The organism is Hymenobacter sp. 102, from assembly GCF_049949205.1.
Lineage (GTDB): Bacteria > Bacteroidota > Bacteroidia > Cytophagales > Hymenobacteraceae > Hymenobacter.
In genome coordinates, this window is the sequence record NZ_CP188172.1 from 224,271 (window position 1) to 238,158 (window position 13,888).

Sequence of the window (13,888 nt, forward strand, 5' to 3'; positions counted from 1 at the left end):
GGTTTGCTAGTCAGGTGGTTACAGGGCATCTAACTACTCACTACTCATAGTTCGGTACTTATTTTACAAACGGTACCCTACAGTAGCCGCAAACTGACGCGGGGCAATAGGGTTCACGCTGTTGTCATCGTGCACGTTGTAGCTAAGCTGGTTGAGCACGTTCGAGAGCTTGAGGCGGAGGCTCAGGCGGTCATAGGTGTAGCCCACAGAAGCGTCGAACTGGGTGTACGCGGGCAGCGGAATCAGGCGGAAGGCATCACCGGGTATATTACTGCGGGTGCTGCGGCCGGCCTGCCGCTCCCCAATGTACAGGGTAGTCAGGCCCAGGTTCAGCCCGTTCAGCACGCCGCCATTAAAGGTGTAGAACACGCTGGCGTTGGCCGTGTGGTTGGGGTTGTAGCGCAGCAAACTGCCCACAATGTACATGCTGCTTTTGGTGTAGGTGGTGCGGTTGTAGCTGTAGCCCCCAATCACCGACCAACCCTGCATGGGCTTGCTCTGCACATCCAGCTCCACGCCCTTGCTGGTTACCTCCCCGGCCAGCTCCTGGGCCGTGGGAATATTTTCATTGTAGTTGGGCGCTTTCGAATCAATCGTCTGGGCCAGGTTGCTGTTCACGATACGGTAGCCCGTGAGGTTGGCCGAGAGCAGACCATTAAACAGCTCGTTCTTCACGCCCACCTCATACTGGTCGATGAGAGAAGGCGGCAGAGCACCCCCGGTGTTGTCCACACCGGCATTGATGTTGAAGGAATTAGCGTAGGAGGCGAAAACTGACATCGTTTTCAGCGGCTGATACACCAGGCCTAGCCGGGGCGAGAAGGCGTCGTCGTAGCGCTTCGTGCGGATGAAAGATTCGGGTGTTTTCGTGGTTGGGTGCGTGTAGCGGTAGGTGCCCGTTTCCTGGTAGCTGTACCGTACGCCGGCCAGCAGCTTCAGCTTCTCGGTAATTTCGATGAGGTCTTGCACGTATACGCCCACCCGCCGGATGGGAGCGTAGGAGCGGGTATTGCGGGTGAAGTTCGGTACAGTGCTGTTCTCGGCGTAGCGCTGCGGCTCAAATACGTTGAGGGAATCGTACTTCACTATGGCGTTGTAGGCAATGGAGCGGGTATTGTACTTATCGGCATCCATGCCCACCAGTACCGTGTGCTTCAGGAAGCCGGTGCGCACCTGGCCGGTCACGTCCACCTGGCCCAGGAAGTAGTCCTCCTTCGCTTCACTGGCTTGGAGGCCGCGCACCAGGTTGCCGTATAGGGCTGGGGTGCCGGTCAGTACTTTGGTAGGCTTGCCGTTTTTATCAACCCCGCTGAATACGTCCACCGAGTCGCGCACACTGCTGGGGCGGGAGGCCGAGCGCAGGTTGTTGCTGAAGCCCTGGTAGGCCACCACGCCGCGCACCTGCCAGGTATCGTTGAGATGATGCGTGAGCGTAGCCGTGGCCGATTTCTGCTCCGTGGCAATGTTGGCCCAGTCAGTGTTCAGGAAACGGCCGCGGGGCACGTCCGGAATGCGGTAGTTGATAGCCCCCACGCCAAAGTCGGGTGTGCGGTTATCCTTCAGGTAGTCGCCTTCCAGCAGGAAATCGGTCTTTTTGCCAATCTTGAAGAGCAAAGACGGGTTCACGTAAAACCGCTCGCCCTTCACCTCATGGCGGAAGCTGCGGCTGTTTTCGTAGGTGGTATTTACCCGGAAGGCCACATGCTCACTGCCATTCACGGCCCCGTACACGTCCAGCATGGGCTTGTAGAAATCATAGCTGCCCACGCGCAGGCCAATGGAGCCCCCCGATTCGAAGCGGGGCTTTTTGGTTACCAGGTTCAGCACGCCGCCGGCCGCCACGCTGCCGTACAGAATGGCGTTGCTGCCCTTCAGTACCTCAAACCGCTCCAGGGAGCTGGTTTCGGGCAGAATGCTGTTGTTGTAGCGCACCCCATTCTTGAAGGTGTTGCTGCTGCCGAAGGCAAAGCCCCGGCCCGAAATTTCCTCCTGGTAGCCGCCCGTGTTACCGCTCACATACACGCCACTCACGTTGGCCAGTACGTCGCTCACGCGCAGTACCTGCTGCTGTTCCAGCGTCTGACGCTCCACTGTGAAGGTGCTCTGGGGCAGGTCGAGGGGGGCAATGGCCACCTTACCCACGGCTACCGGTCGCTCGTTGAGGCTGCGGCTGCCAGTCACGCGCACTTCGTTCAGCTGCTGCTGCGCCGGTTGCACTATGATGGCCGGCAGCGTGGTGGTTTCGCCCGCCATAACAGTTGCGGCTGTCTCCTGCGTGCCGAAGCCCAGGCTGCTGATGACCAATTGGTACGTGCCCGCCGGGGCCGTCAGCCGAAACTGCCCGTTGGCACCCGTGGTGGTGCCGTAGGCGGTGCCTTTCAGCGCCACCATCACGCCTTCCACCGGTACGCCCTTCTCGTCCAGCACCCGGCCCGCCAGGCGGCCCCGCTGCGCCGTATCGTCGCCGCCGGAGGCGGGGCTGACGTCTTTGGCTCGTGGGCCACTGACCACTAACGGAGCAGGCGGGACGAGGGACAGCAGGGCAAGGAGGGGTAGGAAAGCGGACATAGATGCAGGGCTTGTTTAGAATTATTTAAAACAATGCAAAGCTGCTGTCTATTTAGATAGATTCAAAATAGATATTTAGAAAAAATCTATATAGTGTAAGTTGTGGTTGATTTACACTGACGTAGTGTTGAGTTTGTGAGGGGTGAGTTCCGGTGTTAACCAAGCATTTAACTGGATTGCCGCCAGTGAACTTTGGTCTGCACCCGCCAACAGTCACCTTGGCTGCCGGTTGGTACCGCCGGAAAAGCCATCAGCCCGACCCCACACGGTGGTGGAGTCGGGCTGATGGTAATCGGGGGAAAATGGGGCTATTTAGGCTCGCACATCGTAGCGGTCCAGCATCATCACCTTGTTCCAGGCCTTCACGAAGGCTTGCACAAAGCGCTGGTGCCCATCCTGTCCGGCGTACACTTCCGCTACGGCCCGCAGTTGGCTGTTGGAGCCAAATACCAGGTCGGTACGGGTGGCAGTGAAACGTTTCTCGCCGCTTTTACGGTCATTGAGCGTGAGGGTGTAGCCTCTGGCATCAGCTTTCTTCCACTCGTAATCCATGCTGGTGAGTACGGTGAAGAAGTCGTTGGTCAGAACACCTACCCGGTCCGTGAATACGCCGTGCTCAGAGTTGTCGTGGTTGACATTCATAGCGCGCAGGCCACCGGTCAGGGCTACCCACTCAGGTGCGGTGAGGTTCAGCAGGTGGGCCTTATCCAGGAATAGCTCCTCGGGGGCTACTTTAGGCGCAATCTTATCCAAGTCGGCGTCGAGGTAATTGCGGAAGCCATCGGCCACGGGCTTAAGCCAGGTGAACATTTCCACGTCGGTCAGCTCCTGCGTAGTGTCGCGGCGGCCGGGAGTAAAGGGTACGCTAGTTGGTACACCGGCGTCGGCAGCGGCTTTCTCCAGGGCAGCACAGCCACCCAGCACAATGAGGTCGGCCAGGGATACTTTCTTGCCGTTGCTGGCTTGCTCATTGAATTTAAACTGCACCGAGCGCAGCTTTTCGATGACGGGCACCGTGCGGCGGTTTACCTCCCAGTCCTTCTGCGGGGCCAAAGCCAGGCGGCCCCCATTGGCCCCGCCACGCTTGTCGCTGTGCCGGTGCGTCACGGCTGCCGAGAAGGCCGTAAATACCAAATCCGAACCTGACACGCCCAAGTCCAGGATGTCCTTTTTCAGGGCGTCCACGTCGGCGGCCTCAATGATGGCGTAATCGGCTTCCGGGATGGGGTCCTGCCAGAGCAGGTCGTTTTCGTTGCGCTTTTCGGGGCCGAGGTACCGCTCCCGGGGCCCCATGTCGCGGTGGGTAAGCTTATACCAAGCCTTGGAGAAGGCCTGGGTGAAGGCGTCGAAGTCGTTCAGAAACTTCTCGCACACCTTGCGGTACTCGGGGTCTTCCTTCAGCGCCAGGTCGGTGGTCATCATCATCAGCGCGTGGGTTTTGCCGGGGATGTGGGCGTCGGGCGTGCGGGGAGCATTGTCGTCCACGGGTGTCCACTGCAGGGCACCGGCGGGGCTGCGGGTCTGCTTCCACTCGTGGCCGAAGAGGTTTTCCAGGTAGCTGTTGTCCCACTGGGTGGGGTTCTGGGTCCAGCTGCCTTCGATGCCGTTGGTCATCGTATGTTCGGCGTTGCCCGCGCCTACGGGGTTGTGCCAGCCCAGGCCCATCTGCTCCAGCGGGGCAATTTCGGGCGGCATCCCGATTTCCTTCGACGGAACCATGCCGTGGCTCTTGCCGAAGGCGTGGCCGCCGGCAATCAGGGCTACGGTTTCCTCGTCGTTCATGGCCATGCGGGTAAAGGTTACCCGGATGTCGCGGGCCGAGCCCATGATGTCGCCGTCGGCGTAGGGGCCTTCGGGGTTCACGTAAATAAGGGCCTGGTGCGAGGCGGCCAGCGGGTTTTCCAGGTCGTAGTTGGCGTCGCCGTTCTGGCCGCGCCAGCGCTTGTCCCGGTTCACCATCTTGTCGGGGGCCTCGGCGGTGCGCAGGTCATGGATTACTTCCGGACCCCAGTAGCCGGCGTTGTCGGCCTCCCAGGCGTCCTCGCGGCCCCCGGCGAAGCCGTAGGTAGGGAAGTTCATGATTTCGAGGGCACAGTTGCCGGTCAGCACAATCAGGTCGGCCCACGAAAGGGAGCTACCGTACTTCTGCTTGATGGGCCACAGCAGGCGGCGCGACTTATCCACGTTGCCGTTGTCCCACCAGCTTTCAATGGGGGCAAAGCGCTGCATGGCCTGGCCCGCGCCGCCGCGGCCGTCGGCAATGCGGTAGGTGCCGGCCGAGTGCCAGGCCATCCGGATCATCTGCGGGCCATAGTTGCCGTAGTCGGATGGCCACCAGTCCACGGAAGTTGTTAGGAAAGACTTGATTTCCTGCTTCAATGCCTCCAGATCAATGCGGCTGAAAGCCTCGGCGTAGTTGAAATCCTCACCCAGTGGGTTCGCCTGGGGACTGTTCTGGTGCAGCAGCTCCACCTTTAAGCGGTTGGGGTACCAGTCGGCGAGGGTGGGGGGCGTGCCCGTAGCCCCGCCTATCCGGTCGCCGCCGAACGGGCATTTACCCTGCATGTCGAAACTCGTAGTGTCGGTCTTGTCGTGACTGATGTGCAGCATGGGGAGTTAATTGGGGGTAAGAAAGGCAGTGTGAGATGCCTAACGTAAGGCCTTGTGAATGAAGAACAGATGGAGGCTGCTGCCGCAAAAAAGGGCAACCGGCTCAACTGTACGCTAATTGACCAGCTTAGGGGGCCTTCGGTTCTTACATAATTCGGGCATTAGTACCCCTTGTTGACCACGCTGCCTGTCAACGGCCCCATTCACCCGATCTAATACGTTGAAGGCGAAAAGGCTACAAAAAACGCCCTGGCGAATGGGCCAGGGCGTGTCGAGGTGTACCAGTAGCGTTGTGTATGAGTACTCAACAGGGACAGTACCGTGGAGCATACGGACGCCGGTTAGTGGCAAGGTGACCATAACCGGGAGGTGTGGCACCACGGTGGGCGTTATTACACGAACTGGGCCACGGGGGGCAGAGTGGCCTGGCGGGAAAGGGCAAAAGCGTCGGCCAGCAGCTCGTAGGAGCGGAGCCGGTCGTCGAAGTCGTGGGTGATGGTAACGGCTACCACTTCATTCACGCCGTAGGCGGCAGCCAGGGCTTCCAGCTCAGCCTTCACCTTATCGGGCGTGCCGCTCACGATGCGGGTATGATGGTATGCCAGGCGGGCCTGCAAATCAGCGGAGAGGTGGCCGATGTTCACCGTTTCCACGGCCTCGATGGGCGTGTACTGGCCGGTTTCGAGCTTGAGCATCTGCAGGGCCAGATTGTCGGCCAGGGCCTGGGCGTGAGCAGCCGTATCGGCGCACACTACGAAAGTGGCCACGTTAGCCTGAGGCGCGGCCAGCTCGGGCGAGGGCCGGAACCGTTCCCGGTACGTTTGCACCATGCGGGGGCCGCCGTTGGGGTTGATGAAGTGGGCGAAGCTGAAGGCCGCACCCACGTGGGCCGCAAACAACCCGCTTTGTCCGCTGGAGCTAAGAAGCCACATTTCCGGCACGGTATCCACAAACGGAGCTGCCTTTACCTTGGCATGAATGGTGTCCTCCACTACTTCGTCCCGCAGAAAGGCCCGCAGATCCATTAGCTGCTCAGCAAAATCCTCGTCCCGGAAAGCGTTGTGGGGGTTGAGGGCGTGGGCTGTAATCCGGTCGGTGCCCGGAGCGCGCCCAATGCCCAGGTCGATGCGGCCAGGATAGAGAGCTTCGAGCAGGCGGAAGTTCTCGGCCACCTTCAGCGCCGAGTAATGGGGGAGCATTACGCCGCCCGAGCCCAGCCGGATGTGCTGGGTTTCAGCTCCCAGGCGGGCCAGCAGTACCTCCGGAGCGGAACCGGCCAGGGTGCGGGTGTTGTGGTGTTCTGATACCCAGAAACGGACAAAGCCCAGCCGGTCCGTCAGGCGGGCCAGCTCTACGGTGTGCTGCAAGGCTTCGCGCGGAGTGCGTCCCAGCGGCACCGGCGACTGATCGAGCACGCTGAGTTGTATAATCGGGGAAGTGTGGTCAGTGGAATTCATAGCGTGTATAACCACGGAACGGACCGGTTGGTTTACCACCGCCTCTCGGCAGCTATGAACTGTGCAGCTTGTGCTGCCGCATCGGCCCAGCACCCTCCCGAGTGGCGTGGGCGTGCCCGGGTGGCGCTGCCGGCTGCGGGAATCAGACCTACCGGGCCTGCTCCAGGGCGTCGAGGTTGGGCATGGGGGCGGTGAGCAGGGCTAGGTGGCGAGTGATTTTCTCGGCCGGCCAGTGCCACCACGCCAGCTTTTCCAGGCGGGCAATGGTGTCCTCGTCGAACCGGTAGCGTACCACCCGGGCGGGGTTGCCGGCCACTACGGCATAAGCCGGCACGGTGCCCGTTACTACTGCTTTGGTGGCCACAATGGCCCCGTTGCCGATGTGCACACCCGGCATAATGGTCGCTTCGTGGCCTATCCACACATCATGCCCCACCACGGTGTCGCCCCGGGAAGGATACTTCTCAGCCACCGACTGCCCCTGGATGGCGGCTTCCCAGCCCCCGCCAAAAATAGCGAACGGAAACGTGGACACCGGGGCCGTTTCGTGGTTGCCGCCGTTCATGATGAACTTCACTCCCGAGGCCAGCGCGCAAAACCGGCCAATGAGGAGCCGGTCACCAATAAAATCAAAGTGGTAAAGCACGTTCCGCTCGAAGTTGGCGGGGTCGTCCAGGTCATCGTAATAGGTATAGTCGCCCACCTCAATGGAAGGGCGGGTCACGAGGTTTTTCAGGAATACCAGCTTGCGGTGGTGGGGCAGTGGGTAGCGGGTGGCGGGGTCGGGACCGAACATAACAGCGGGAAAGGGCGTGTAAAGGTAGGCGGCGGGGGCTGGTTTATTGCGGCAGCTTGTCGCGCAGGGCGCTGTAGGTCCAGGTGCCGGCCAGCGCCGCCAGAAGCATCACGGCGGCGGCCGGTACTCCACTGCCCAGCTGCGCAAACAGGGGGCCCGGACATGCCCCCGTAATGGCCCAGCCCAGCCCAAACAGCAGCCCCCCAATCCAGACGCCATGACTGAACTGCTTGTCGGGCAGGCTGATTGCCTCCCCACTGATGGTGCGCAGACGGTTGCGTTTGATAAGCTGAATAGACAGAATGCCGACAATAATGGCCGAGCCGATAACGCCGTACATATGAAAGCTCTGGAACCGGAACATTTCCTGAATCCGAAACCAGCTTACTACTTCGCTTTTGGTCAGGATAACGCCAAACAGCGTACCCAGCACCAGGTATTTAAAGTTTTTCATTTTGGAGACTTAGTAGCCCTGATGATAAGGGACGGAGAAGTGTAGAATTGACCGTTGGCGCATTCTATACATAAGCCGCGTAGAAAATCATTTGACGGTCCCGCTGCGCCCAGCCGAAGCATCAACCGCTTTGTCTGCGTTGTTCACTGAAGCGGTAGAGATGCTTCGGCTGGGCGCAGCAGGAGGGCATATGTGTTTCAACAGGACTTTCCAAGCAGCTTCACTTGCCTGACTGCATCCCGTATCCAGAATCTATTCTAAAACAACAGCGGATATACCACCCAGGTCATGAACAGGCCGCCCGCAAAAAAGCCGATAACGGCTACCAGTGACACCCACTGCAGATTGGAGAGGCCCGAAATAGCGTGGCCCGAGGTGCAGCCGCCGGCGTAGCGCGTGCCGAAGCCCACCAGGAAGCCGCCCAGCACCATAAATACCCAGCCGCGCCAGCTGCTCAGGTTTTGCAGGGCGAACAGTTCCCGGGGCAATAGGCCGGAAAAATCGGTGAGGTGGAGCTCGGCCCGCAGGTCGCGCACGGTGGCGGCCGAAATGGCAATAACCTCGGGGTGGCCCAGCACGCGGTAGCCCAGCAGGCCACCCAAGGTAATGCCCAGCACAAACCACAGGTTCCAGGCCTGTTGGCGCCAGTTGTAGGTAAGGAAGGGCAGGCCGGCGGGCACGCAGGCGGCGCAAATGTGGCGTAGTGAGCTACTGATGCCCAGGGCTTTGTTGCCGAGCAGCAGCAGAGCCGGGACCGTAAGGCCAATGAGCGGCCCGGCCACGTACCAGGGCCAGGGCTGGCGAAGCAAATCAAGCATAAACAATGGGAAAAAAGAACGTCAGGCCACCAAAGCCGGCTGGCGTTGGAAGGAGCAGAATAGAAAATTTTGGGTGGTGTGAAAAGGGGTATGGTGGTCCTCGGTGAGGCAGCGCAGCTTCCGGAAGCCGGTATGCAATTCGGCCGTGAGGGTGGCCTCGCTGTACTGACGGATGGGCAGGCCACTGCACCGGGTAGGGCCGGCCGGCGAAAATGTGCCCAGCGTCAGGTAGCCCCCGGGTACCACAGCCGTGCGGGCCAGCTGCAGGTATTGAGCTATTTCCGGGGCGGTGGTGAGGAAGTGAAACGCGGCCCGGTCGTGCCAGAGGGCATACCGGGTGGGTGGCACAAACGCGCGCACATCGGTTTCCAGCCAGCGCACGTGCCGGGCGGCTTCGCCCAGCCGCTGCTGCGCCCGGGCCAAAGCCGCCCCGGAAATATCCAGCACCGTGAGGTTGAGGTAGCCGGCCGCCAGCAGGTAATCCACCAGCCGGCTGTCGCCGCCGCCTACGTCAATAATCGGAGCTTCCCGGGGCAGGTGGAAGGCTTCGATAAACTGCAGGGAAGTGGCAGGCACCGGCTGCGTCCAGCTTAGCTCCTGAGGTTGCTTATGGGTGTATATCTTTTCCCAATGCGCCTTATCGGCAGCGGAAGATTCCATCTGAAAAAGGAAAATGAGGAAAAACCTGGTAGCGGAGAAATGCGGTGAACGGCCCGGAAGCGCACCGAAACGCAAAGTGTCGCGTCTCTACCCCGAGCTACTGCACCAGCGGTCCGGGCCAGTCGAGGATGCCGCCCACCAGGTGGGCTACGGTTGAGAAACCAGCTTGGCTGAGCTGACGGGCGGCGGTGGCCGAACGCGCTCCGCTGCGGCAGTACACGCACACGGGCCGGTCAGGGTTGAGAGTGGCCACGCGCTGGGCAAAATCCGAGGCGGTAACCTCTACGTTGAGAGCACCCGGGAGGTGGCCGCGAGCAAACTCATCGGGCCGTCGTACATCCAGCAGCAGTGCGCCGGGCTGGCGCAAGGCCTCCGCAAACTGCTCGGGGCTCAGGTTCTGGTAGGCGGAGGACTTGGGTTTCAGGAAGTCAAACATCAGGCAAGAGAAAAAGCGAGAATTAAAAAAACGACTTGACGGCTTCGCCCAAATCGAAAACGGGCACCCCGGGCAACGCAGCAGCCACAATGCTGCTGCCCGCCGCCGAGCGGTAGCCGCCGGCGCAATGCACTACCACGGGCTTACCGGCCGGAATTTCCAGGGCCCGCTCGCGCAGCTCGGGCAGCGAAATATGGAGCGAACCGGCAAACAGCGGCTCGTTGCGGTGCTCGGTGGCCGAGCGGATATCCACGATGGTGAACTGCCCCGGGTGCTGACGGAACAGCCCCACATTGAGCCGCGGCAGGGTAGCGGCCGAATCCGGTGTGCCTACTGCTGCCCCCAGCAGCAGGGCCTCGTAGCCGATTTTGGCCGTTTTGCGGATCAGGTCTTCCCGGGTGGCTTCGTCGGGGGCTATCAGATAGAACCGCTCCTCGGGCCCGACGATGGAGCCCAGCCAGGTTTCAAACTTGCCGCCTTGCTGAATGTTAAGCGCTCCTGCGGTGTGGCCTTGCTTGAATTCTGCCTCGGGCCGGGCATCCACCACCACCGCGCCGGGCAGCAGGGCTGCACCAGCCCCCAGGCGCGGCACCTGCTGCACGCCAGCCGCAAAGGCCGGGGCACCAGCTTTGTTCAGGGCCACATCGTAACCGAAATACTTCGGAATAAACGGTTGGTCCTGGAGCAGTTCGCGCACAAATTCCGCCTCGCTCATTTTTCGCAGCATGGGGTTGCCGAATTTCTCGTCGCCGATGGTGCTGCTGTTGGCCCCGCTCAGGGCCTTGCCGCAGAGGCTGCCCGCGCCGTGGGCCGGGTACACCAGCACGGCATCGGCCAAGGGCAGGATCTTGTCGCGCAGTGAGTGGTAGAGCTGCCGGGCCAGGTCCTCGCGCTGGGCCTTCAGGTTGCCGGCCTTCTCGCGCAGGTCGGGCCGGCCCACGTCGCCGATAAACAGCGTATCGCCGGTAAAAACGGCCACGTCCTGCTCCTCGCGGCTGAGCACGATGCTGATGGAATCAGGGGAGTGGCCAGGCGTATTCAGGGCCCGGAAGGTGAGCTTGCCGCTGCTGAACGAGTCGCCCTCGTCAAATGCGCGGTGCGGATAATCGGCCCCCACGAGCTTGCTAATCCGGATGGTGGCCCCGGTTGTCTGGGCAATTTCCCGGTGGCTGCTCACGAAATCAGCGTGCGGGTGCGTTTCGATAACAGCCACGATGCGCGCCTCGTGGGCCCGGGCAAAATCGTAGTACGGCTGCGGGTCGCGGGCCGGGTCAATGAGCACAATTTCGCGGGCGCACTCGCTCAGAATGGCGTAGGAAAAATGGGCCAGGCCCTTGTCTTCAAACTGCTCGATTTTCATGACAGAAAGCAACTAGAGAGGAAAATGAATAATGCCGAAACTGCCGGAGCAGGTCCGCAAAACGTTTACAAAACCAGCTCCCGCACCAGAATAAATGTGCCCATGGCCAGCGTAAACCACCCGAAAGCCGGCCGGAGCCTGTCGCCGGGAATGAAGCGGGCCAGGGAGGTGCCCGCCACGATGCCCGCCAGGGCAAACGCCAGAAACCCCAGCAGAAACGGCCAGGCAACCGGCGTCCCCGCGCTCAGGTCGCCAATGAAGCCAATCAGGGAATTCAGGGCAATAATGACCAGGGACGTACCCACGGCCAGCTTCATGGGCAGGCGGGCGCCCAGCACCAGGGCCGGAATAATCAGGAAGCCGCCGCCCGCCCCTACAAAGCCCGTGAGCGTGCCCACCACCAGCCCAATGCCCAATACCAGCGGGTAGTTGAAGGGCAGTTGCCTGTCAGGGGGCAGCGGCATTTCCGGCCCCCGGCGCCGGATCATGGAAGCAGCGGCTACCACCATCAGCCCGGCAAAGGCCACCAGCACCAGCAGATCTTTGGTAACCACCAGCCCGCCCACCGTAAACAACTCCGCCGGAATGGCCGGTACCACCAGCCGCCGCACCGCAAATACCGCCGCCAACGAGGGCAGCAAAAACACCAGCGCCGTTTTCAGCGACACCAGCCCCTTGCGAAAGTAGCCCGAGGCCCCCACCACCGAAGTGGTGCCCACTACAAACAGAGAGTAGGCCGTACTCAGCACCGGACTCACGCCCATTAGGTACACCAGCACGGGTACCGTCAGGATGGAGCCGCCCCCACCCAGAATGCCCAGGGAAAGGCCAATAAAAACAGCAGCGAGGTATCCGGCAGCGTGTAACATGAAAAACTGAACGTATGTAGTTATGAATGATTGTTCATGTGTTGCGGCAAAAAAAAGTCCGCTACAGGAATGTGCACGCGGCAATGCACTGAATCACATCCACCACTTCGCGCATTTTCAGGGAGTAAAACACGTTTTTGCCGTCGCGGGAGCTGCTCAGAATACCTTTCAGCTTCATGCCTGAGAGGTGGTGGGAGGCCAGGCTCTGCTCAATGTGCAGCCGCTCACTAATGTCGTTTACCGACAGGCTTTCCTGGGCCGCCAGCAGCTGCACAATAGCAATGCGGGTGGGGTGGGCCGTGGTTTTGAGGATAAAAGCCACCTTCTCCATCTTTTCGATGGACAGGTTCATTTCAACGGGAGCGGGGAGCGGTGCCATACGGTATGCAAATGTATGATCATTTGTTCATGTATACAAGCCGGGTAGTTACTTTGGTTCCGGTGCCCGAATAGTTTATTGCCAGTGGGGCCGACCTGGCCGCTATATTGGGCCGCCGGTGGGGTGGGCGGCGGCGGTTGCCGTAGGGCAGATGCTCGTGCCGCCACACCCGGTACCGCGCTTTCGCTCGCATGACGACTCCGTTACTGATCATCCTTATTGGGTTCCTGATTTTTCTGGGGCACTACCTAGCCCAGCTATTTCAGCGTACCAAAGTGCCCGATGTGGTAGGCCTGCTGTTGGTGGGTATGCTGCTGGGGCCGGTATTTCACCTGATTGACCCCACCGCTTTCGGGCGGGCAGGGCGGGTATTCACCAACCTGGTGCTGGTATTCATTCTGTTTGAGAGCGGGCTGGAGGTACGCTTTAACCAGTTGCGCTCGGCCCTGCGCGGCACGGCGGCCCTTACCACGCTTAATTTCATCGTGACGGCACTGGTGGTGTCGGCGCTGGCCCAATGGCTGACTGACCTGGATTTTCTCAGCTCTCTGATTCTGGGCACCATATTGGGCGGCACCTCGTCGGCGGTAGTCACCACGCTGGCCCGGGAGGTACACATTCTGCCCCAGACGACCACCACGCTGGTCATGGAATCGGCTTTCAGCGACGTGTACACGCTGGGCATTCCCATTGCTCTCATCAGCTTTTCCACGGGTGCTACCCTGAACGTGGCCGGCTTGTTTAGTCAGCTGCTGGTGGCATTGGTGGGGGCGCTGCTGGCCGGGGCCGGTGGCGGCTACGTGTGGCTGACGCTGCTGAGCAAGGTGCCCACGCTGCTGAAAACCCGCTTCTCAACGCCGGCCTTTGCCTTTATCCTGTATGGGGTAGTGGAACTGCTACAATTCAGCGGCCCCATTGCGGTGCTGTTTTTCAGCATTACACTGGGCAACTTACCCCTGCTGCGCCGGGGCTGGCTGCGCCCGGTACTGCCCGACCAGACGGTGGAGCTGACCACCGTGGAAAAGGATTTCTTCGCCGAAATCGTGTTTCTGCTGCGTACGTTCTTCTTCGTGTACGTGGGCCTGTCCATCGTGCTCGATGATCCGGAACTGATTGCGCTGGGCGTGGGCATGGCGCTGGTACTGTTTGTAGTACGTATTCCGGTGGTGCTGGCCGCCGCCGATAAAACCACCCCGCAGTTCGATATGGCCCTCATGAGCATTATGATTCCCAAAGGATTGGGGGCGGCGGTGCTGGCCACGCTGCCCGCCCAGCGCGGTATGCCCGGTGGAGCCACTATCCAGACCATCACCTTCGCCGTAATTGTGGCTACCACAGTGCTGTGCACGGTGCTGTTCTTTTTGCTGGAGAAGCGCCGTATTCTGGGATTCTACCAGTTGTTTTTCGGTCCACCCCGGCCCCGGGAGGCTCCCGGCGGCCCGGTAGCCGATCATTCCGGGGCTGCCCCGGGTAAGTAGGCG

The 13,888-nt window shown here is 60.7% G+C and carries 12 protein-coding genes; 1 reads left to right on the top strand and 11 read right to left on the bottom strand.

Annotated elements, in window-relative coordinates; translation table 11 throughout:
• Positions 1–63: 63 nt before the first annotated feature.
• From ACN19L_RS00960 to ACN19L_RS01010, 11 genes are all read right to left on the bottom strand, one after another.
• Complete coding sequence (locus ACN19L_RS00960) at positions 64–2,568, bottom strand: TonB-dependent siderophore receptor (protein WP_426491684.1); 2,505 nt, start codon at positions 2,566–2,568, stop codon at positions 64–66.
• A gap of 312 nt (positions 2,569–2,880) precedes the next feature.
• Complete coding sequence (katG, locus tag ACN19L_RS00965; RefSeq protein WP_426491685.1) at positions 2,881–5,178, bottom strand: catalase/peroxidase HPI; 2,298 nt, start codon at positions 5,176–5,178, stop codon at positions 2,881–2,883.
• Between the two features lie 392 nt (positions 5,179–5,570).
• Positions 5,571–6,635 (bottom strand): LLM class flavin-dependent oxidoreductase, encoded by a 1,065-nt coding sequence (locus ACN19L_RS00970; RefSeq protein WP_426491686.1) that lies wholly within the window; start codon positions 6,633–6,635, stop codon positions 5,571–5,573.
• A 148-nt stretch (positions 6,636–6,783) separates the two neighbouring features.
• Positions 6,784–7,431 carry a CatB-related O-acetyltransferase gene (locus tag ACN19L_RS00975; protein WP_426491687.1) on the bottom strand — a complete coding sequence of 216 codons (648 nt, stop codon included), beginning with the start codon at positions 7,429–7,431 and terminating at the stop codon, positions 6,784–6,786.
• A 43-nt stretch (positions 7,432–7,474) separates the two neighbouring features.
• Positions 7,475–7,885, bottom strand: coding sequence for a DUF6691 family protein (locus tag ACN19L_RS00980; protein ID WP_426491688.1), 411 nt, complete (start codon positions 7,883–7,885; stop codon positions 7,475–7,477).
• Positions 7,886–8,142: 257 nt separating this feature from the next.
• A complete protein-coding gene (locus ACN19L_RS00985) occupies positions 8,143–8,709 on the bottom strand; it encodes a YeeE/YedE family protein (RefSeq protein WP_426491689.1) in 567 nt (188 codons plus the stop codon).
• Between the two features lie 15 nt (positions 8,710–8,724).
• Positions 8,725–9,363 carry a class I SAM-dependent methyltransferase gene (locus ACN19L_RS00990; protein WP_426491690.1) on the bottom strand — a complete coding sequence of 213 codons (639 nt, stop codon included), beginning with the start codon at positions 9,361–9,363 and terminating at the stop codon, positions 8,725–8,727.
• Between the two features lie 97 nt (positions 9,364–9,460).
• Positions 9,461–9,799: a rhodanese-like domain-containing protein gene (locus ACN19L_RS00995; RefSeq protein ID WP_426491691.1), complete on the bottom strand. Its 339-nt coding sequence runs from the start codon at positions 9,797–9,799 to the stop codon at positions 9,461–9,463.
• Positions 9,800–9,821: 22 nt separating this feature from the next.
• On the bottom strand, positions 9,822–11,159 hold the full coding sequence (locus tag ACN19L_RS01000; RefSeq protein WP_426491692.1) for an MBL fold metallo-hydrolase: 1,338 nt from the start codon (positions 11,157–11,159) through the stop codon (positions 9,822–9,824).
• Between the two features lie 65 nt (positions 11,160–11,224).
• A complete protein-coding gene (locus ACN19L_RS01005) occupies positions 11,225–12,028 on the bottom strand; it encodes a sulfite exporter TauE/SafE family protein (RefSeq protein WP_426491693.1) in 804 nt (267 codons plus the stop codon).
• A 61-nt stretch (positions 12,029–12,089) separates the two neighbouring features.
• The gene (locus ACN19L_RS01010) at positions 12,090–12,407 is read right to left on the bottom strand and encodes an ArsR/SmtB family transcription factor (protein WP_426491694.1); all 318 of its coding nucleotides are present in this window, start codon (positions 12,405–12,407) and stop codon (positions 12,090–12,092) included.
• A gap of 191 nt (positions 12,408–12,598) precedes the next feature.
• Here ACN19L_RS01010 and ACN19L_RS01015 point away from each other — a divergent pair, with 191 nt between their 5' ends.
• Positions 12,599–13,885, top strand: a complete 1,287-nt coding sequence (locus ACN19L_RS01015; RefSeq protein ID WP_426491695.1) for a cation:proton antiporter — start codon at positions 12,599–12,601, stop codon at positions 13,883–13,885.
• The last annotated feature ends 3 nt before the right edge of the window (positions 13,886–13,888 follow it).

Coding starts and splice junctions, on each gene's coding strand:
- ACN19L_RS00960 (WP_426491684.1), bottom strand. CDS start 2,568: ATGTCCGCTTTCCTACCCCTCCTTGCCCTGCTGTCCCTCGTCCCGCCT.
- katG (WP_426491685.1), bottom strand. CDS start 5,178: ATGCTGCACATCAGTCACGACAAGACCGACACTACGAGTTTCGACATG.
- ACN19L_RS00970 (WP_426491686.1), bottom strand. CDS start 6,635: ATGAATTCCACTGACCACACTTCCCCGATTATACAACTCAGCGTGCTC.
- ACN19L_RS00975 (WP_426491687.1), bottom strand. CDS start 7,431: ATGTTCGGTCCCGACCCCGCCACCCGCTACCCACTGCCCCACCACCGC.
- ACN19L_RS00980 (WP_426491688.1), bottom strand. CDS start 7,885: ATGAAAAACTTTAAATACCTGGTGCTGGGTACGCTGTTTGGCGTTATC.
- ACN19L_RS00990 (WP_426491690.1), bottom strand. CDS start 9,363: ATGGAATCTTCCGCTGCCGATAAGGCGCATTGGGAAAAGATATACACC.
- ACN19L_RS00995 (WP_426491691.1), bottom strand. CDS start 9,799: ATGTTTGACTTCCTGAAACCCAAGTCCTCCGCCTACCAGAACCTGAGC.
- ACN19L_RS01000 (WP_426491692.1), bottom strand. CDS start 11,159: ATGAAAATCGAGCAGTTTGAAGACAAGGGCCTGGCCCATTTTTCCTAC.
- ACN19L_RS01005 (WP_426491693.1), bottom strand. CDS start 12,028: ATGTTACACGCTGCCGGATACCTCGCTGCTGTTTTTATTGGCCTTTCC.
- ACN19L_RS01010 (WP_426491694.1), bottom strand. CDS start 12,407: ATGGCACCGCTCCCCGCTCCCGTTGAAATGAACCTGTCCATCGAAAAG.
- ACN19L_RS01015 (WP_426491695.1), top strand. CDS start 12,599: ATGACGACTCCGTTACTGATCATCCTTATTGGGTTCCTGATTTTTCTG.